Source organism: Paraburkholderia terricola, from assembly GCF_003330825.1.
GTDB lineage: Bacteria > Pseudomonadota > Gammaproteobacteria > Burkholderiales > Burkholderiaceae > Paraburkholderia > Paraburkholderia terricola.
On sequence record NZ_CP024941.1, the window covers coordinates 3,702,505 to 3,722,108 of the forward strand.

General features: G+C 59.2%; 24 protein-coding genes. All 24 read right to left on the reverse strand.

The features are described 5' to 3' along the window. Positions 1–10 precede the first annotated feature (10 nt). The 24 genes from rplR to rpoC all read right to left on the reverse strand — a co-directional run bounded on the left by rplR (position 11) and on the right by rpoC (position 19,593). The gene (gene rplR / locus CUJ90_RS16670) at positions 11–376 is read right to left on the reverse strand and encodes a 50S ribosomal protein L18 (protein ID WP_006052218.1); all 366 of its coding nucleotides are present in this window, start codon (positions 374–376) and stop codon (positions 11–13) included. Between the two features lie 12 nt (positions 377–388). Beyond that, positions 389–919 carry a 50S ribosomal protein L6 gene (rplF, locus tag CUJ90_RS16675; RefSeq protein ID WP_073431855.1) on the reverse strand — a complete coding sequence of 177 codons (531 nt, stop codon included), beginning with the start codon at positions 917–919 and terminating at the stop codon, positions 389–391. 18 nt (positions 920–937) lie between these two features. Next, entirely contained in the window at positions 938–1,333 is a 396-nt protein-coding gene (gene rpsH, locus CUJ90_RS16680; protein ID WP_006052216.1) for a 30S ribosomal protein S8, read from the reverse strand. A gap of 14 nt (positions 1,334–1,347) precedes the next feature. Beyond that, a complete protein-coding gene (rpsN, locus tag CUJ90_RS16685; RefSeq protein ID WP_006052215.1) occupies positions 1,348–1,653 on the reverse strand; it encodes a 30S ribosomal protein S14 in 306 nt (101 codons plus the stop codon). A gap of 7 nt (positions 1,654–1,660) precedes the next feature. Continuing rightward, on the reverse strand, positions 1,661–2,200 hold the full coding sequence (gene rplE, locus CUJ90_RS16690; protein ID WP_006052214.1) for a 50S ribosomal protein L5: 540 nt from the start codon (positions 2,198–2,200) through the stop codon (positions 1,661–1,663). A gap of 17 nt (positions 2,201–2,217) precedes the next feature. Continuing rightward, positions 2,218–2,526 (reverse strand): 50S ribosomal protein L24, encoded by a 309-nt coding sequence (rplX, locus tag CUJ90_RS16695; RefSeq protein ID WP_073431857.1) that lies wholly within the window; start codon positions 2,524–2,526, stop codon positions 2,218–2,220. A 9-nt stretch (positions 2,527–2,535) separates the two neighbouring features. After that, positions 2,536–2,904 (reverse strand): 50S ribosomal protein L14, encoded by a 369-nt coding sequence (rplN, locus tag CUJ90_RS16700; protein WP_006052212.1) that lies wholly within the window; start codon positions 2,902–2,904, stop codon positions 2,536–2,538. 290 nt (positions 2,905–3,194) lie between these two features. Then, positions 3,195–3,467 carry a 30S ribosomal protein S17 gene (gene rpsQ, locus CUJ90_RS16705; protein ID WP_007180129.1) on the reverse strand — a complete coding sequence of 91 codons (273 nt, stop codon included), beginning with the start codon at positions 3,465–3,467 and terminating at the stop codon, positions 3,195–3,197. Beyond that, positions 3,464–3,658 carry a 50S ribosomal protein L29 gene (gene rpmC, locus CUJ90_RS16710; RefSeq protein WP_007180130.1) on the reverse strand — a complete coding sequence of 65 codons (195 nt, stop codon included), beginning with the start codon at positions 3,656–3,658 and terminating at the stop codon, positions 3,464–3,466. Before rpmC ends, rpsQ begins: the two co-directional genes overlap by 4 nt. Before the next feature lie 10 nt (positions 3,659–3,668). Further along, a complete protein-coding gene (gene rplP / locus CUJ90_RS16715) occupies positions 3,669–4,085 on the reverse strand; it encodes a 50S ribosomal protein L16 (protein WP_007180131.1) in 417 nt (138 codons plus the stop codon). 2 nt (positions 4,086–4,087) lie between these two features. Further along, a complete protein-coding gene (gene rpsC / locus CUJ90_RS16720) occupies positions 4,088–4,885 on the reverse strand; it encodes a 30S ribosomal protein S3 (protein WP_035554750.1) in 798 nt (265 codons plus the stop codon). An 11-nt stretch (positions 4,886–4,896) separates the two neighbouring features. Next, on the reverse strand, positions 4,897–5,226 hold the full coding sequence (gene rplV, locus CUJ90_RS16725; protein ID WP_011490054.1) for a 50S ribosomal protein L22: 330 nt from the start codon (positions 5,224–5,226) through the stop codon (positions 4,897–4,899). Between the two features lie 10 nt (positions 5,227–5,236). After that, complete coding sequence (gene rpsS, locus CUJ90_RS16730) at positions 5,237–5,512, reverse strand: 30S ribosomal protein S19 (RefSeq protein WP_004199273.1); 276 nt, start codon at positions 5,510–5,512, stop codon at positions 5,237–5,239. A gap of 10 nt (positions 5,513–5,522) precedes the next feature. Beyond that, positions 5,523–6,350 (reverse strand): 50S ribosomal protein L2, encoded by an 828-nt coding sequence (gene rplB / locus CUJ90_RS16735; RefSeq protein WP_073431858.1) that lies wholly within the window; start codon positions 6,348–6,350, stop codon positions 5,523–5,525. A 2-nt stretch (positions 6,351–6,352) separates the two neighbouring features. After that, entirely contained in the window at positions 6,353–6,667 is a 315-nt protein-coding gene (gene rplW / locus CUJ90_RS16740) for a 50S ribosomal protein L23 (protein WP_007180135.1), read from the reverse strand. Then, the gene (gene rplD / locus CUJ90_RS16745) at positions 6,664–7,284 is read right to left on the reverse strand and encodes a 50S ribosomal protein L4 (protein WP_007180136.1); all 621 of its coding nucleotides are present in this window, start codon (positions 7,282–7,284) and stop codon (positions 6,664–6,666) included. Before rplD ends, rplW begins: the two co-directional genes overlap by 4 nt. Then, on the reverse strand, positions 7,284–7,943 hold the full coding sequence (gene rplC, locus CUJ90_RS16750) for a 50S ribosomal protein L3 (protein WP_073431863.1): 660 nt from the start codon (positions 7,941–7,943) through the stop codon (positions 7,284–7,286). Before rplC ends, rplD begins: the two co-directional genes overlap by 1 nt. A 201-nt stretch (positions 7,944–8,144) precedes the next feature. After that, complete coding sequence (gene rpsJ, locus CUJ90_RS16755) at positions 8,145–8,456, reverse strand: 30S ribosomal protein S10 (RefSeq protein ID WP_006998489.1); 312 nt, start codon at positions 8,454–8,456, stop codon at positions 8,145–8,147. A gap of 127 nt (positions 8,457–8,583) precedes the next feature. Then, a complete protein-coding gene (gene tuf, locus CUJ90_RS16760) occupies positions 8,584–9,774 on the reverse strand; it encodes an elongation factor Tu (RefSeq protein WP_012434572.1) in 1,191 nt (396 codons plus the stop codon). Positions 9,775–9,821: 47 nt separating this feature from the next. Beyond that, on the reverse strand, positions 9,822–11,924 hold the full coding sequence (fusA, locus tag CUJ90_RS16765) for an elongation factor G (protein WP_073432695.1): 2,103 nt from the start codon (positions 11,922–11,924) through the stop codon (positions 9,822–9,824). Positions 11,925–12,057: 133 nt separating this feature from the next. Continuing rightward, positions 12,058–12,528 carry a 30S ribosomal protein S7 gene (gene rpsG / locus CUJ90_RS16770; RefSeq protein WP_006053291.1) on the reverse strand — a complete coding sequence of 157 codons (471 nt, stop codon included), beginning with the start codon at positions 12,526–12,528 and terminating at the stop codon, positions 12,058–12,060. 180 nt (positions 12,529–12,708) lie between these two features. Then, complete coding sequence (gene rpsL, locus CUJ90_RS16775) at positions 12,709–13,089, reverse strand: 30S ribosomal protein S12 (protein ID WP_006998493.1); 381 nt, start codon at positions 13,087–13,089, stop codon at positions 12,709–12,711. A gap of 210 nt (positions 13,090–13,299) precedes the next feature. Then, positions 13,300–15,147 (reverse strand): DNA helicase RecQ, encoded by a 1,848-nt coding sequence (gene recQ / locus CUJ90_RS16780; protein WP_114163230.1) that lies wholly within the window; start codon positions 15,145–15,147, stop codon positions 13,300–13,302. Positions 15,148–15,354: 207 nt separating this feature from the next. Then, a complete protein-coding gene (gene rpoC, locus CUJ90_RS16785; RefSeq protein ID WP_073432699.1) occupies positions 15,355–19,593 on the reverse strand; it encodes a DNA-directed RNA polymerase subunit beta' in 4,239 nt (1,412 codons plus the stop codon). Between the last annotated feature and the right edge of the window lie 11 nt (positions 19,594–19,604).

Below are 19,604 nucleotides of genomic sequence, written 5' to 3' on the forward strand. Positions count from 1 at the left end.
AATTCTTCCCTTAGAACTTGAGTCCGGCTTCGCGCGCCGCATCAGCCAGCGCTTTCACGCGGCCGTGGTAACGGAAACCCGAACGGTCGAAGGCGACGGATTCGATGCCGGCAGCCTTAGCCTTTTCTGCGATGCGCTTCCCGATCAGAGTCGCAGCAGCAACGTTGCCGCCTTTGCCCGTCTGATCAGCCAGTTGCGCACGCACTTCGGCTTCGAGCGTCGACGCGCTGGCGAGCACCTTGGTGCCGCACGGCGAGAACACTTGCGCATAGATGTGCGTGTTCGTGCGATGCACGGCGAGACGCGCGACCTGCAGCTCAGCGATCTTGATACGCGTCTGACGAGCGCGGCGCAGGCGAGATTGAGTCTTATCCATGATTGCGCACCCTTACTTCTTCTTCGTTTCTTTGAGGATCACAACCTCATTGGCGTAACGCACACCCTTGCCCTTGTAGGGCTCCGGCGGGCGATAGCCGCGCACTTCTGCAGCGACCTGGCCAACTTGTTGCTTATTGATCCCCTTGATCACGATTTCGGTTTGCGACGGGGTTTCAGCCTTGACGCCTTCCGGCATCTGGTGCACCACGGGGTGCGAGAAACCCAGCGACAGGTTCAGCTTGTCGCCTTGCGCTTGTGCGCGGTAACCAACGCCAACCAGCGTCAGCTTGCGCTCGAAACCCTTCGTCACGCCGTTCACCATGTTCGCAATCAATGCGCGCATTGTGCCCGACATCGCATTCGCTTCGCGGCTCTCGTCAACCGGCTCGATCTTCAGCGTGCCATTGTCGTTCACCACTTTCACGAGGCGGTTTGCTGCCTGCGTAATCGTACCCAATGGGCCCTTGACGGTAATGCGATCGTCGCTCAGGGCCACCTCTGCGCCTTCCAGCGCGATCGGGCTTTTACCTACTCGAGACATGTTTCTCTCCTTTCGGCCTTAAGCGACGTAGCAGATGACTTCGCCGCCAACGCCCGTTGCACGCGCCTTGCGGTCCGTCATCACGCCCTTCGGCGTCGACACTATTGCCACGCCGAGGCCATTCATGACCACGGGGATGTCGTTACGGCCGCGGTACACACGCAGACCGGGCTTCGAGACGCGTTCAATGCGCTCGATGACCGGACGGCCGGCGTAGTACTTCAACACGATGTTCAATTCAGACTTCGCACCTTCGGACTTCACTGCGAAATCATCGATATAACCTTCGTCCTTCAGGACCTGCGCAATGGCAACCTTGACTTTCGACGAGGGCATTGTCACCGAAACTTTCTCAACCATCTGCGCGTTGCGGATGCGAGTCAGCATATCGGCGATAGGATCACTCATGCTCATTTATGTTTCTCCTATTACCAGCTCGCCTTGGTCAGGCCAGGGATCTCGCCGCGGAACGCGATTTCGCGAATCTTGTTGCGCGCCAGCCCGAATTTACGGAATGTGCCGCGCGGGCGACCAGTAATTGCGCAACGGTTGCGCTTACGGGTCGGATTAGAGTTGCGCGGCAGTTGTTGCAGTTCCAGACGTGCTGCGTAGTGCTCTTCGTCCGACTTGCTCATATCGCCAATGATCGCCTTCAACTCCGCACGCTTGGGAGCGTACTTAGCAGCGAGGCGAGCACGCTTCTTTTCACGTTCGATCAGTGCCAGTTTAGCCACGGTAACCTCAGTTTCTGAACGGGAACTTGAAGCTGGCGAGCAGAGCCTTTGCTTCGTCGTCGGTCTTCGCAGTCGTCGTGATGCTGATGTTCAGCCCACGGAGTGCGTCGATCTTGTCGTAGTCGATTTCGGGGAAAATGATCTGCTCTTTCACACCGATGTTGTAGTTGCCGCGACCGTCGAATGCACGACCCGACACGCCACGGAAGTCGCGTACACGGGGGAGCGCGACCGTCACGAAACGGTCCAGAAATTCATACATTGCCTGACCACGCAACGTGACCATTGCACCGATCGGATAGCCTTGACGGATCTTGAAGCCAGCGATTGCCTTGCGTGCCTTCGTAATCACCGGCTTCTGGCCTGCGATCTTCGTCAGGTCGCCAACGGCGTTTTCGATGATCTTCTTGTCAGCAACCGCTTCGCCAAGACCCATGTTGAGGGTGATCTTGGTGATGCGCGGCACTTCCATCACGGACTTGTAACCGAACTTCTCGATGAGGCCGGGTACAACCTTTTCTTTGTAAAACTCTTGCAAACGAGCCATTTTTTTACTCCGCAGCGTCAGGCGCTCAGCTCGGCACCGGTCGTCTTAAGGAAACGGACTTTCTTGTCTCCCTCGACCTTGATGCCTACACGCGATGCCTTGCCATTCGCGTCGACCAATGCGACGTTCGAAATTTGCAGCGGCATCGTCTTGGCTTCAACACCGCCCGTCGTACCCTTCATCGGGTTCGGCTTGACGTGTTTCTTGACGAGGTTGATGCCCTCGACAATCACTTTGCCTTCGCCAACGGACAGCACAATGCCGCGCTTGCCCTTATCTTTGCCGGTGGTGACGATAACTTCGTCACCCTTGCGAATCTTGTTCATCGCGACTCCTTACAGCACTTCAGGTGCCAACGAAACGATCTTCATGAATCGTTCGCTGCGCAACTCGCGCGTGACAGGCCCGAAAATACGGGTGCCAATAGGTTCGAGCTTGGCATTCAACAACACTGCGGCGTTGCCGTCGAACTTGATCAGCGAACCGTCCTGACGGCGCACGCCCTTAGCGGTGCGAACCACCACGGCGTTATAAATTTCGCCTTTCTTCACGCGCCCGCGCGGCGTTGCTTCTTTGACGGTCACCTTGATGATGTCGCCAATGCTGGCATAACGACGCTTCGAGCCGCCGAGCACCTTGATGCACATGACTTCACGCGCACCCGTGTTGTCGGCCACTTCAAGCCGAGTTTCGGTCTGGATCATGGTTTATCTTTCCCAACTTAATCCGGCCACACCACCATGGCGTACCCGGTCAGTCTTGGTCCCGTCAGCCAATCGGCTGCTTGGGTTAGAACAGCAGCGACGGCAAACGAAACCCGCCATCGCAATCCGGTGAATCCTTCGGAACAGGCTGGCGCCCGACCCGCTTCCCCCACCAACTTCGCCCGCGACGGGGCTCCCATAAAAGAGGGAAGACCAAGATTATATCAAATAATCTTGGTCTTGCAAGCGAAACCTACTGCGATTTCAATTACTTCTACAACTTTGCGGCGTCAGATGACGCGAGCAGCCTCGACCAAGCGAGCCACAACCCAAGCTTTCGTCTTCGAAATCGGACGCGTTTCCTGGATTTCAACGAGATCGCCCTCGTTGTACGTGTTCGCATCGTCGTGCGCGTGGTATTTCTTCGAACGCACAACATACTTGCCGTAGATCGGATGCTTCACTCGGTGCTCAACCAACACGGTGACCGTCTTGTCCATCTTGTTGCTGACGACCTTGCCGACCAGCGTCCGCTTGAGCGAGGTTTTTACGCTATCGTTCATTTCTGGTTCGCCTTCTCAGTCAGGACGGTCCGCACACGTGCGATGTCGCGACGAACTTTCTTCAGCTGGCTCGTATTCGTGAGCTGTTGGGTCGCGAGTTGCATGCGCAGGCCGAATTGCGCCTTCAACAGGTCCGACAGCTCCTTGTTGAGCGCGGCCTGATCTTTCTGGTGAAGTTCGGAAGCCTTCATCATTTGCTCCTTAGGCGCCGAGCTGACGCACGATAAACGTCGTCTTAAGCGGCAGCTTAGCTGCAGCCAGACGGAACGCTTCGCGTGCCAGCTCTTCGGTTACGCCGTCCATTTCGTACAGCATCTTGCCCGGTTGAATCTCTGCGACGTAGTACTCAGGGTTACCTTTACCGTTACCCATCCGTACTTCAGCCGGCTTGTGCGAGATCGGCTTGTCCGGGAAAATGCGGATCCAGATGCGGCCACCACGCTTGATGTGGCGCGTCATTGCACGACGTGCCGCTTCAATCTGGCGCGCGGTCAAGCGACCACGACCGATAGCCTTCAGGCCGAATTCACCGAACGACACCGCGTTGCCACGGGTAGCGATACCGGTGTTACGACCCTTCTGCTCTTTGCGATACTTTCTGCGTTTCGGTTGCAGCATCGTTATTCTCCAGTCTTCCCGTCGCCACCAGCGCGACGAGGAGCGCCACGGCGTGCACCTGCCGGGCCACCACCTTCACCATCACGACGCGGACGACGATCGCCACCCGGACGTGCGTTGCGGCGCGGACGCTTTTCTTCGGCGACTTCTTCGACCACCGGCGCATCGTTACGGCCGAGCGTGTCGCCCTTGTAGACCCACACCTTCACGCCGATGATGCCGTACGTCGTCTTCGCTTCCGAAGTTGCGTAGTCGATATCGGCACGCAGCGTATGAAGCGGCACCCGACCTTCGCGATACCATTCCGTACGAGCGATTTCGATACCGTTCAGGCGGCCAGCGCTCATGATCTTGATGCCTTGGGCGCCCAGACGCATCGCGTTTTGCATTGCACGCTTCATCGCGCGGCGGAACATAATGCGCCGCTCGAGCTGTTGCGTGATCGAATCCGCGATCAATTGCGCATCGGTTTCCGGCTTACGGATTTCTTCGATGTTGACGTGGACCGGAACGCCCATGCGGCGTTGCAGCTCCGACTTCAACAGCTCGATATCCTCGCCCTTCTTACCGATGACCACACCCGGACGCGAGCTATAAATCGTGATGCGCGCGTTTTTCGCCGGACGCTCGATAACGACGCGACCCACCGAAGCGTTCTTCAGCTTCTTCTTCAGGTATTCACGAACACCGATGTCTTCCTGCAACATCGCCGCGAAATTGTTGTTGTTCGCGTACCAACGCGACGCCCAATTGCGGCTGACGGCCAAACGGAAGCCAGTCGGATGAATTTTCTGTCCCATCGTATGACCCCTTAATTCCCGACCGTCACAGTGATGTGACAGGATTGCTTCTCGATGCGGTTACCGCGGCCCTTAGCGCGCGCGGTAAAACGCTTGAGCGATGCAGCCTTGTCGATGTAGATGCTCGTGATCTTGAGCTCATCGATATCGGCGCCTTCGTTATGCTCCGCATTCGCGATCGCCGACAGCACGACCTTTTTCACGATTCCCGCAGCCTTCTTCGGCGAGAACGTCAGAACGTTCAGCGCCTTGTCGACCGGCAAACCGCGGATCTGGTCAGCCACAAGGCGCGTTTTCTGCGCCGAGATGCGGGCACCGCGATGAATTGCTTTCACTTCCATCTTGAGCCCCTTATTTCTTGGCCTTCTTGTCGGCTGCATGACCCTTAAACGTACGGGTCAATGCGAACTCGCCAAGCTTGTGGCCGACCATGTTTTCCGAGATGTACACCGGAACGTGTTGACGGCCGTTATGAACGGCGATCGTCAGACCGATGAAATCCGGAAGGATCGTCGAGCGGCGCGACCAGGTTTTGATCGGCTTCTTATCCCGCGAAGCTGCTGCCGCCTCAACTTTCTTCAGCAAATGGGCGTCGCAGAACGGACCTTTTTTTACAGAACGTGCCATTGCTTACTCCTTAGCGCTTGTGACGGCGCTGGACGATCATGCTCGTCGTGCGCTTGTTGCTGCGGGTGCGATAACCCTTAGCAGGCGTGCCCCACGGGCTCACCGGATCGCGACCTGCAGCCGTCTTGCCTTCACCACCACCGTGCGGGTGATCGACCGGGTTCATTGCAACGCCACGCACCGTCGGGCGGATACCGCGCCAGCGGTTCGCGCCAGCCTTACCGATTTGACGGAGGCTGTGCTCTTCGTTGCCAACTTCACCAATCGTCGCGCGGCATTCAACGTGAACGCGGCGGATTTCACCCGAACGCAGGCGGACCTGTGCGTAGATGCCTTCACGAGCCAGCAACATCGCTGACGTACCGGCCGAACGCGCCATTTGCGCGCCTTTGCCAGGTAGCATTTCGATGCAGTGGATCGTCGTGCCGACCGGAATATTGCGGATCGGCAGCGTATTGCCTGCGCGAATCGGCGCTTCCGAACCCGACATCAGTTGCTGGCCTACCGTCACACCCTTCGGAGCGATGATGTACTTACGCTCGCCGTCTGCGTACAGAACCAGCGCAATGTTTGCGCTGCGGTTCGGATCGTACTCAAGACGTTCGACCTTCGCCGCAATGCCGTCCTTGTTGCGACGGAAATCGACGACGCGATAGTGATGCTTGTGACCACCACCCTTGTGACGCGTAGTGATGTGGCCGTTGTTGTTGCGGCCGGCAGTCGACGACTGCGAATCGAGCAGCGGTGCGAACGGCTTGCCCTTATGCAGATCCTTGTTGACCACCTTGACCATCGCGCGGCGACCCGGCGAAGTCGGCTTAACTTTAACGATTGCCATGATTACTTGGCCTCCGCTTCAAAGTTGATTTCCTGGCCGGGCTTCAGGCAGACGTAGGCCTTCTTCACGTCCTTGCGCTTACCCATGAAGCGGCCAAAGCGCTTGGCCTTGCCCTTCGAGACCAGCACATTGACGGAATTGACTTCCACCTTGAACAGCAGCTCGACTGCAGCTTTCACTTCCTGCTTCGTGGCATCGGGCGCGACTTCGAACACGACTTGTTCGTTCTTGTCGGCCACCAGCGTCGCCTTTTCGGAGATCACCGGCGCGAGCAGGACCTGCATCAAACGATGATCGTTTTTGCGAATCTCGCTCATGACAGCAACTCCTCGATCTGGGCGACCGCAGCCTTCGTGATCAGGATCTTCTTGAAGTAGATCAGCGACAGCGGGTCGGCGTAACGCGGCTCGACAACCGCCACATGGGCGAGATTGCGCGACGCGAGGTACAGGTTTTCATCAACCGTGTCGGTAATCACCAGCACGGAGTCGAGCCCCATCGCCTTGAATTTTTCGGCCAGCAGCTTCGTCTTCGGCGCTTCGAGCGTCAGCTCGTCGACCACCGAGATGCGGCCTTCGCGGGCCAGCTGCGAGAAGATCGAGCAGAGACCCGCACGATGCATCTTCTTGTTGACCTTGTGCGAAAAGTTTTCTTCCGGCGAATTCGGGAAGATCCGGCCACCGCCGCGCCACAACGGGCTCGACGACATACCAGCACGAGCGCGGCCCGTACCCTTCTGGCGCCAAGGCTTCTTGGTCGTGTGCTTGACCTGCTCACGATCCTTTTGCGCGCGATTGCCGCTACGGGCATTCGCCTGGTAAGCAACCACGACCTGGTGAATCAGGGCTTCGTTGTAATCGCGGCCGAACACGACGTCCGACGCGCTAACGCCCGCACCTTCCTGACCGTTGGCATTCAGGAGCTTAAGTTCCATTATTTCGCTCCTTTCACGGCACGCGTCTTCACGGCCGGCGTAACGAATACCTTGCCACCCTTCGCACCTGGAACGGCGCCCTTAACCAGCAACAGCTTGCGGTCGGCGTCGATCCGAGCGATTTCCAGGTTTTGCACCGTTACAGTGTCGTCACCCATGTGACCGGTCATGCGCTTGCCGGGGAAAACACGACCCGGATCCTGCGCCATACCGATCGAACCCGGCACGTTGTGCGAGCGCGAGTTACCGTGCGATGCACGGCCGGATGCGAAGTTGTAACGCTTGATGGTACCGGCGTAGCCCTTACCGATCGACACGCCTTGCACGTCGACTTTCTGGCCCACTTCGAACAGATCGGGACCGACCACGGCACCGTTCGACAACTCGGCAGCCTTGGCGGCATCGATCTGGAATTCTTTGAGGATTTCACCGGCTTGAACACCGGCTTTGGCGAGATGACCGGCCAACGGCTTCGTCACACGCGATGCACGGCGCGTACCGAATGCAACCTGCACGGCCGTGTAGCCGTCGGTTTCAACAGTCTTGATCTGCGTCACGCGGTTGTCGGACACGTCCAGCACGGTAACGGGAATCGAATCCCCTTCAGCCGTGAAGATACGGGTCATGCCAACCTTGCGACCTACGAGTCCAAGGCTCATCGTTTTCTCCATTCCCGACTGCGATTGGTCGGGGCTAATTTACAAAATGCCGGCGCCGTTTCGGGCATGAATTCATGCTGCAGCACGCCGACTTTTTTGCGCAAATGCGCGAAAAGCCTTGCATTATAGCGAGGCCTTTCGTTTTTCGCAAGCAATCAATGACTTAGCGTTGCCCGTGACCCCAGGCAAGCACCGAGAGCCTTATTGCAGCTTGATTTCCACGTCCACGCCAGCCGGCAGATCCAGCTTCATCAGCGCATCAACGGTCTTGTCCGTCGGATCGACGATGTCCATCAGGCGTTGGTGGGTGCGAATTTCGAGCTGATCGCGCGACGTCTTATTGACGTGCGGCGAACGCAGGATGTCGAAACGTTGAATGCGGGTCGGCAGGGGCACCGGACCACGAACGATTGCGCCAGTCCGCTTTGCCGTATCGACGATTTCAGCTGCCGATTGATCGATAAGGCGATAGTCGAAAGCCTTCAGGCGAATGCGGATTTTCTGGTTCTGCATGACAATTCCTCGGTAAAGAGCGAGGCGGCGTTGCGCCGCCAGACAGTAAAAGAACGTAGAGCCGGGCACCCGCTGAGGGCCGGCGCCCGGCTCCGGGCACCACTTGCTACAAATTCAAGCCGCGATTTTACTCGAGAATCTTGGCAACGACACCTGCGCCGACGGTACGGCCGCCTTCGCGGATCGCGAAGCGCAGACCCTCTTCCATCGCGATCGGATTGATCAGCTTCACCGTGATCGACACGTTGTCGCCCGGCATGACCATTTCCTTGTCCTTCGGCAACTCGATCGAGCCCGTCACGTCCGTCGTACGGAAGTAGAACTGCGGACGATAGTTGTTGAAGAACGGCGTGTGGCGGCCGCCCTCGTCCTTGCTCAGCACGTACACCTCGGCCGTGAAGTGCGTGTGCGGATTGATCGAGCCCGGCTTCGCCAGCACCTGACCACGCTCCACGTCTTCACGCTTCGTGCCGCGCAGCAGGATACCCACGTTGTCGCCTGCCTGACCCTGGTCAAGCAGCTTGCGGAACATTTCCACGCCCGTGCAGGTCGTCTTCACCGTCGGCTTGATACCGACGATCTCGATTTCCTCGCCGACCTTCACCACGCCGCGCTCGACGCGACCCGTCACCACCGTGCCACGACCCGAGATCGAGAACACGTCTTCCACCGGCATCAGGAAGGCGCCGTCAACTGCACGCTCCGGCGTCGGGATATACGTGTCCAGCGCGTCGGCCAGGTTCATGATCGCCACTTCGCCCAGCTCGCCCTTGTCGCCTTCCAGCGCCAGCTTGGCCGAACCCTTGATGATCGGCGTGTCGTCGCCCGGGAAGTCGTACTTCGACAGAAGTTCGCGAACTTCCATCTCGACCAGCTCCAGCAGCTCGGCGTCGTCCACCATGTCGCACTTGTTCAGGAACACGATGATGTACGGAACACCCACCTGGCGCGCCAGCAGGATGTGCTCGCGCGTTTGCGGCATCGGGCCGTCAGCGGCCGAGCACACCAGGATCGCGCCGTCCATCTGCGCTGCGCCCGTGATCATGTTCTTCACATAGTCAGCGTGGCCCGGGCAGTCGACGTGGGCGTAGTGGCGGTTAGCCGTTTCGTACTCGACGTGCGCCGTGTTGATCGTGATGCCGCGCGCCTTTTCTTCCGGCGCCGCGTCGATCTGGTCATACGCCTTCGCTTCGCCGCCGAACTTCTGCGTCAGAACCGTCGTGATCGCTGCCGTCAGCGTGGTCTTGCCGTGGTCAACGTGACCGATCGTGCCGACGTTCACGTGCGGCTTGGTCCGTTCGAATTTACCTTTAGCCATGTTTCTCTTCTTTCAAAAAGTTAATCGTTGAATGACTTGCCGCGCGATTACTTCGACTTCGCGTTGATGATCGCTTCGGACACGTTACGCGGTGCTTCAGCGTAATGCTTGAACTCCATCGTATACGTTGCACGACCTTGAGTCAGCGAGCGCAGCGACGTCGAGTAGCCGAACATTTCCGACAGCGGCACTTCGGCGCGAACGATCTTGCCGCCGCCAACCATGTCGTCCATGCCCTGAACGATGCCGCGACGACCCGACAGATCGCCCATCACGTTGCCCATGTAATCTTCAGGCGTTTCAACTTCCACAGCCATCATCGGTTCGAGAATGACCGGCTGCGCCTTGCGCATTGCTTCCTTGAACGCCATCGAACCGGCCATGCGGAACGCGTTTTCGTTCGAGTCAACATCGTGGTACGAACCGAACGTCAGGTGAACCTTCACGTCAACGACCGGGAAACCTGCCAGCACGCCGGACTTCAGCGTTTCCTGGATACCCTTGTCGACTGCCGGAATATATTCACGCGGAATCACGCCGCCCTTGATTTCGTCCAGGAACTCATAGCCCTTGCCTTGCTCATTCGGCTCGAGCGTGATGACAGCGTGACCGTACTGGCCGCGACCGCCCGACTGCTTGACGAACTTACCGTCGACGTCTTCCGCCTTGCCGCGAATCGTTTCGCGGTAAGCCACTTGCGGCTTGCCCACCGTTGCTTCGACACCGAACTCACGCTTCATCCGGTCGACCAGAATTTCCAGGTGAAGCTCGCCCATGCCGGAAATGATGGTTTGACCCGATTCCTCGTCCGTTTGAACGCGGAAAGACGGATCTTCCTGTGCCAGACGGTTCAACGCCAGACCCATCTTTTCCTGGTCGGGCTTCGTCTTCGGCTCAACAGCTTGCGAAATCACCGGCTCGGGGAAAATCATGCGTTCGAGCACGATCGGGCTCTGCGGATCGCACAGCGTGTCACCGGTCGTTGCGTCCTTCAGGCCGACGGCTGCAGCGATGTCCCCTGCACGGACTTCCTTGATTTCTTCGCGCTGATTTGCGTGCATCTGCAAAATACGGCCCAGACGTTCCTTCTTGTCTTTGGTCGCGTTCAGCACGGTGTCGCCCGAATTCACAACGCCCGAATACACACGGAAGAAGATCAGTTGGCCGACAAACGGGTCGGTCATGATCTTGAATGCCAATGCCGAGAATTTTTCATCGTCGGCTGCCCGGCGCTCACCCTTCTCACCGTTTTCCAGCTCGCCGGTAACCGGCGGGATGTCGATCGGTGACGGCAGGAAATCGAGCACGGCGTCCAGCATGCGTTGCACGCCCTTGTTCTTGAACGCGGTGCCGCAAAGCATCGGCTGGATTTCGCAAGCGATCGTACGGTCGCGCAGACCCTTGATGATTTCCGCTTCGGTCAGTTCGCCCGACTCGAGGTACTTGTTCATCAGGTCTTCGCTCGATTCAGCCGCGGCTTCGACCATCTTTTCACGCCATTCATTGCACGTGTCGACGAGTGCTGCCGGGATCTCTTCGTACGAGAACTTGGTGCCTTGGGATGCTTCGTCCCAAATGATCGCCTTCATCTTCAGCAGATCGACCACGCCCGTGAAGTTCTCTTCAGCGCCGATAGGCACAACGACCGGCACCGGATTCGCCTTCAGGCGCAGCTTGAGCTGGTCATAGACCTTGAAGAAGTTCGCGCCGGTACGATCCATCTTGTTGATGAACGCGAGACGGGGAACCTTGTACTTGTTAGCCTGACGCCACACGGTTTCCGACTGGGGCTGCACGCCGCCCACTGCGCAGTACACCATGCATGCGCCATCGAGCACGCGCATCGAGCGCTCGACTTCAATCGTGAAGTCGACGTGTCCCGGCGTGTCGATGATGTTAATGCGGTGCTCAGCGCGGTCGCCGGCCATGCCTTTCCAGAACGCCGTGGTGGCAGCGGACGTGATCGTGATGCCGCGTTCCTGCTCCTGCTCCATCCAGTCCATGGTGGCAGCGCCGTCGTGCACTTCACCAATCTTGTGGTTCACGCCGGTGTAGAACAGGATGCGCTCGGTCGTCGTCGTTTTGCCGGCGTCGATGTGAGCGCTAATACCGATGTTACGGTAGCGCTCGATAGGTGTCTTGCGAGCCACTTTGATCCTCTATGGGGATGACGCGATGCGAGAAAATACCCATCGCGCTGTAACACAAACGGGCGAGGCGCTTTGTAAGCGCACCCGCCCGGAATTTCTTTCCGATTTTTCTGCTAACCCGGGTTCGGGGAGCTTAGAAACGGAAGTGCGAGAACGCCTTATTGGCTTCTGCCATCCGGTGAACTTCGTCGCGCTTCTTCATTGCGCCGCCACGGCCTTCAGCCGCTTCGGAGAGTTCACCTGCCAGACGCAGGGCCATCGACTTCTCGCTGCGCTTCTTCGCGGCTTCACGCAGCCAACGCATCGCCAATGCCATACGACGCGACGGGCGCACTTCGACCGGAACCTGATAGTTCGCACCACCAACGCGGCGGCTCTTCACTTCCACCACCGGCTTGACGTTGTTGAGCGCTACCGTGAACACTTCCAGCGGGTCCTTGCCACCCTTGGTCTGGATCTGTTCGAAAGCGCCGTACACGATACGCTCGGCAACCGACTTCTTGCCGGAGAGCATCAGCACGTTCATGAACTTAGCTACATCTACGTTGCCGAATTTCGGATCCGGCAACACTTCCCGCTTGGGGACTTCGCGACGACGCGGCATGTTTCTTCCTTTACTTTTCAGTTGGAGCTATTTTTAGCTCCGCGGCCACCAACTAACCCGATTCATCTCTAGCGACTTACCAGCCTGGTCGGGTGACCACTTACTCGACAGCGCCGGCGATTCCGGCACCACCGCTATTACCGCCCTTGCAGGCGACCTGAAACTACTCTGACCGGCTAATTACTTGCCAGCTTTTGCACGCTTCGCACCGTACTTCGAGCGAGCCTGCTTACGGTCCTTGACGCCCTGGGTATCCAGCGAGCCGCGAACCATGTGGTAACGCACACCCGGCAAGTCCTTGACACGGCCGCCGCGAATCAGCACGACCGAGTGTTCCTGCAGGTTGTGGCCTTCACCACCGATATACGAAATGACTTCGAAGCCGTTCGTCAGGCGCACCTTCGCAACCTTACGGAGCGCCGAGTTCGGCTTCTTCGGCGTCGTGGTGTACACACGGGTGCACACGCCGCGACGCTGGGGGCAGTCCTGCAAAGCCGGGCTCTTGCTCTTCGTCGTTTCCGACGCGCGGCCTTTGCGAACCAGTTGATTGATGGTTGGCATTGTTTATTCCTGAAATTGAACAAAATCGACGCATCTGTTTCCGGGCAAAGCAGAAACGATTGCGCATCGAACTTCCGGATCCGATCGCAGCGCGTGGATTGATTCCGCGCGCAGGCATCTCAAGAACCGGAACCTAGCATAATATTCCGAAAATACTAAGAGAGTCAACAGCTTGCGATGCTTCGCACCCCAGCGGAGGCGCCCGAGCACTCAGTCGGCGGCGACGACTTCCAGCAACTCGTCGCCGAAACGATCCAGTTTCCGCGCCCCCATGCCCGGGATACTCCGCAAATCTTCGATGGAATCTGGGCCGTTGCGGGCAATCTCCGCGAGCGTCGCGTCGTGGAAGATCACATAAGCCGGCACACCGTCGCTCCTGGCCGTTTCGGTGCGCCACGCGCGCAGCCGCTCCCAGCGGGCGCGTTCGCGCGGACCCATGCCGATCGTGGGGTCGGCACGCTCGCTGGTGCGTCCGGACGACTGGCGGGAGCGCGTCGGCTTTACATAGCGACGCATCGTGACACTCTGCTCGCCCTTGAGCACCGGCTTGCTCGCTTCGGTGAGAACCAGCGAGCCAAATCCTTCGTGGTCGACCGTCAGATAGCCGAACGCGACGAGTTGGCGAAACACCGCACGCCACTCCGGCTCGCCTAGCGCGGCGCCGATGCCGAATGTGGTCAGCTTTTCATGCCCACGCTGCAAGATTTTTTCGCTGCGGTTGCCGCGCAGGATATCGATCAGATGGCCCGCGCCGAAGTGAAAACCGCTCGCCCGCTGCGCGCGAAACACGCAGGAAAGCGCCATCTGCGCTTCGCGCGTCGCGTCCCATGTGTGGGGCGGCTCGAGGCAGTTGTCGCAGTTGCCGCATGGCTCGCTCGATTCGCCGAAATAGGCGAGCAACCGCACCCGCCGGCAGGTCGCGGCCTCGCACAGACCGAGCAACGCATCGAGCTTGCCGGTCTGCACGCGTTTGTGTGCGTCGTCGGCGTCGGATTCGTCGATCATCTTGCGCTGCTGCACGACATCGCCGAGGCCATAGGCCATCCACGCGTTGGCAGCCATGCCGTCGCGACCGGCGCGCCCCGTTTCCTGGTAATAGCCCTCGACGCTCTTCGGTAAGTCGAGGTGAGCGACAAAGCGCACGTCCGGCTTGTCGATTCCCATGCCGAATGCGATCGTCGCGCACATCACGATGCCTTCCTCGCGCTGAAACATCTCCTGATGCTTCTGGCGGATTTCGAACTCCATGCCGGCGTGATACGGCAACGCGCGCATGCCTTTTTCCTTCAGCCACTCCGCCGTTTCTTCGACCTTGCGGCGCGACAGGCAATACACGACGCCGGCGTCGGTCGTGCCGTCCGGCCGCGTATGTTCCGCGCGAATGAAATCGAGCAACTGGGTGCGCGCATTGTCTTTTTCGACAATGCGATAGCGGATGTTCGGCCGATCGAAACTCGACACGAAAACGCGTGCGTCGTCCAGCGCCAAACGGTGAATGATCTCGTCACGCGTAATCGCGTCGGCCGTGGCGGTGAGTGCGATGCGCGGCACATTCGGGAAGCGCTCGTGCAGCACCGACAACTGGATATATTCCGGCCGGAAATCGTGCCCCCATTGCGACACGCAATGCGCCTCGTCGATTGCGAAGAGCCCGATGCGCGTGCGCTCCAGCAACTCCTGGAATCGGGGCGTCATCAACCGCTCAGGCGCCACGTACAACAGATCGATTTCGCCATCGCGCAATGCGCGTTCCGTGGCCATCGCTTCGGCACTCGACAACGTCGAATTCAGATACGCCGCACGCACGCCGACTTCAGTCAGCGCCGCCACCTGATCCTGCATGAGCGCGATCAGTGGTGAAACCACGATTCCCGTACCGAAGCCGCCTTCTCGCCGTACCAGCGACGGAATCTGATAGCACAACGATTTGCCGCCGCCCGTTGGCATCAGTACGAGACAATCGCCGCCGCCCGAGACGTGTTCGACAATTTCGCCCTGCTGTCCTCTGAACGCGGGGTAACCGAAGACTTCGTTGAGGATTTCGAGCGGACGGGACATGAATTTGAGAGAAGCAGCGTGGAGCCGGTGACACGAATTTTACCAACGCATTCGTGCTGCGCCCGCCATTTGCGACAAACGTTAGCCGTTTGGCCTAACAAATCAGCGCAAAGCACGCAAAAGAAGAGCGCATAAAAAAAAGCCGCTCAGTCGAAACTGAGCGGCTTCGCTGGCTGGTGAGTCCAAAGCGGCTAACGCCGCCCGGACTTACTCGCCGGAGTGGTGCTGTTCGGCGGCCGGGGTTTCCGGCGTACCGAATTCGAACGACTCTTCCGCTGCGATCTGATCGAAACGCTCGCGGTCGGACAGTTCCTTGCTCTTGCGTGCCTTGTGGAACGCGAGACCCGTACCGGCCGGAATCAGACGGCCGACGATCACGTTTTCCTTCAGACCACGCAGGTCATCGCGCTTGCCCATGATCGCCGCTTCGGTCAGCACGCGGGTCGTTTCCTGGAACGACGCCGCGGAGATGAACGAATCGGTCGACAACGAGGCCTTCGTGATACCGAGCAGCACGTTTTCGTACGTTGCCGGACGCTTGTCTTCCGCGATCATACGGTCGTTCTCGTCGAGCATGTCCGACCGCTCGACCTGTTCGCCCGGGATGAAACGCGTATCGCCGTTGTCCGTGATCTGCACACGGCGCAGCATCTGACGAACAATCACTTCAATGTGCTTGTCGTTGATCTTCACGCCTTGCAAACGGTACACGTCCTGCACTTCGTCCACGATGTAACGCGACAGCGCTTCGACGCCCTGCAAACGCAGGATGTCGTGCGGATCCGCCGGCCCGTCCACGATCATTTCGCCCTTGTTGACGACCTGACCATCGTGCACCAGAACCTGCTTTTCCTTCGCGATCAGGAACTCGTGCTGGTTGCCCTCGAGGTCCGTGATAACGAGACGCTGCTTGCCCTTCGTGTCCTTGCCGAACGACGTCGTACCCGTGACTTCCGCCAGGATACCTGCGTCTTTCGGCGAACGTGCTTCGAACAGTTCCGCCACACGCGGCAGACCGCCGGTAATGTCACGCGTCTTCTGCGATTCGGTCGGGATACGTGCGAGCACTTCGCCGACCTGCACTTGCTGCCCGTCCTTCACGGTGATCAGCGCGCCGACCTGGAAGCCGATTTGCACCGAGTGCTCGGTGTTCGGGATCTTGACTTCTTCGCCGTTCGCATCGAGCAGCTTGACCTGCGGACGCACCGTCTTCGACGCTTGCGAACCGCGGCGCTTCACGTCGATCACGACCAGCGTCGAGAGACCCGTCACATCGTCGATCTGCTTGGCAACCGTCACGCCTTCCTCGACGTTTTCGAACTTCACCGTGCCACCGTACTCGGTGATGATCGGACGCGTCATCGGATCCCACGTCGCCAGTTGCGTGCCGGCCTTGATCTGCGCGCCGTCCAGTTGCAACAGCGTCGCGCCGTACGGCACCTTGTGACGTTCGCGCTCGCGGCCGTGGTCGTCGGTGATCATCGCTTCGCCGGAACGCGAAATGACGATCTGCTCGCCCTTCGCGTTGGTGACGTAGCGCATCGTTGCCGTGAAGCGCACCGTACCGTTCGACTTCGCTTCGATCGACGAAGCCACCGCTGCACGCGACGCCGCACCACCGATGTGGAACGTACGCATCGTGAGCTGCGTGCCCGGTTCACCGATCGACTGCGCGGCGATCACGCCGACTGCCTCACCGACGTTGACCGACGAGCCTCGGCCCAGGTCGCGGCCGTAGCAGGCTGCGCACAGACCGTAACGCGTTTCGCAAGTCAGCGGCGTACGCACGCGCACTTCGTCGATGCCGAGGCGTTCGATTTCCTCGACCGCATCTTCGTCGAGCAGCGTGCCCGTTTCGTACAGCGTTTCCTGCGATTCCGGATTGACGACGTCAGCCACCGTCACGCGACCGAGGATACGGTCACGCAGCGCTTCGACGACTTCACCGCCTTCGACCAACGCCTTCATGGCAACGCCGTTGGACGTACCGCAGTCGTCCTCGACCACGACCAGATCCTGCGTCACGTCCACGAGACGACGCGTCAGGTAACCCGAGTTTGCCGTCTTCAGTGCCGTATCAGCCAGACCCTTACGTGCGCCGTGGGTCGAGATGAAGTACTGCAACACGTTCAGGCCTTCGCGGAAGTTCGCCGTGATCGGCGTCTCGATGATCGAGCCGTCCGGCTTCGCCATCAGGCCACGCATACCGGCCAGCTGACGAATCTGAACCGCCGAACCGCGAGCACCGGAGTCGGCCATCATGTAGATGGAATTGAACGACTCCTGACGCGTTTCGTTGCCGTCGCGATCGACCACCGGTTCCGTCGACAGCTGTTCCATCATCGCCTTGCCGACCGCTTCCGACGTTGCCGACCAGATGTCGACGACGTTGTTGTAGCGCTCTTGCGACGTGACGAGACCCGACATGTACTGACGGTCGTATTCCTTCACCTTCTTCGCGGCGTCGCCGACGATGGTTTCCTTCTGCGGCGGCACGAGCATGTCGTCGACGCAGATGGAGATACCCGCGCGCGTTGCCAGACGGAAACCCGACTGCATCAACTGGTCGGCGAAAATCACCGTTTCACGCAGACCGCACTTGCGGAATGCGGTGTTGATCAGGCGCGAGATTTCCTTCTTCTTCAGCGGCTTGTTCAGCACCGAGAACGGCAGGCCCGGCGGAAGAATCTCCGACAGGATTGCGCGGCCGACGGTGGTCGGATACAGCGTGATCTTCGGCACGAACGCCGGCGCACCTTCCGACTTGTCTTCGTTGTGGACCATTTCCGTGATCCGCACGTTGACGCGCGAGGCGAGCTCGACTTCCTTGTTCTCGTAGGCACGCAGTGCTTCCGAGACGCCGGTGAACGTCAGGCCTTCGCCCTTCGCATTCACCGCTTCACGCGTCGCGTAGTACAGGCCAAGCACGATATCCTGCGACGGCACGATCGACGGATCGCCATTGGCCGGGAACAGGACGTTGTTCGACGCCAGCATCAGCGTGCGCGCTTCCATCTGCGCTTCCAGCGACAGCGGCACGTGAACAGCCATCTGGTCACCGTCGAAGTCGGCGTTGAACGCCGCGCAAACGAGCGGGTGCAGCTGGATTGCCTTGCCTTCGATCAGCACCGGCTCGAAAGCCTGAATGCCGAGGCGGTGCAGCGTAGGCGCACGGTTCAGCATGACCGGATGCTCGCGGATCACCTCTTCGAGGATGTCCCACACCACCGGCGTCTGGTTCTCGACTTCCTTCTTCGCAGCCTTGATGGTGGTAGCGACACCCATCACCTCGAGCTTGTTGAAGATGAAAGGCTTGAACAGTTCGAGCGCCATCAGCTTCGGCAGGCCGCACTGGTGCAGCTTGAGCGTCGGGCCGACCACGATCACCGAACGGCCGGAGTAGTCCACGCGCTTACCGAGCAGGTTTTGACGGAAACGGCCGCCCTTACCCTTGATCATGTCAGCGAGCGACTTCAGCGGACGCTTGTTCGCGCCGGTCATCGCCTTACCGCGGCGACCGTTGTCGAGCAGCGAATCGACGGCTTCCTGCAGCATCCGCTTTTCGTTGCGGACGATGATTTCAGGCGCCTTCAGCTCGAGCAGACGCTTCAACCGGTTGTTACGGTTGATCACGCGGCGATACAGGTCGTTCAGGTCCGACGTCGCGAAGCGGCCGCCGTCCAGCGGCACCAGCGGACGCAGTTCCGGCGGCAGCACCGGCAGCACTTCGAGCACCATCCAGTCGGGCTTGATGCCCGAACGCTGGAAAGCCTCGAGCACCTTCAGGCGCTTCGCGTACTTCTTGATCTTCGCTTCCGAACCCGTGTTCTTGAGTTCGGTGCGCAGCATCTCGACCTGCTCGTCGATGTTGATCGCGCGCAGCAGTTCGCGCACGCCTTCCGCGCCCATTTCGGCGCGGAACTCGTCGCCGTACTCTTCGACCTTGTTGTAGTAATCCTCTTCGGTCATGATCTGCCGCGCTTTCAGCGGCGTCATGCCCGGATCGATCACCACATAGGCTTCGAAGTACAGCACGCGTTCGATGTCGCGCAGCGTCATGTCGAGCACCATGCCCAGACGCGACGGCAGCGACTTCAGGAACCAGATGTGCGCAACCGGCGAGGCCAACTCAATGTGGCCCATCCGTTCGCGACGCACCTTGGCGAGCGTCACTTCGACGCCGCACTTTTCGCAAATCACGCCACGATGCTTCAGGCGCTTGTACTTGCCACAAAGGCATTCGTAGTCTTTGATCGGCCCGAAAATCTTCGCGCAGAACAGACCATCACGCTCCGGCTTGAACGTCCGGTAGTTGATGGTTTCCGGCTTCTTCACTTCACCGAACGACCACGAACGGATTTTGTCGGGCGAGGCCAGACCGATCTTGATCGCGTCAAAAACTTCTGGTTGTTGGACTTGCTTGAATAGATCGAGCAGAGCTTTCATTGCCTTCTCTC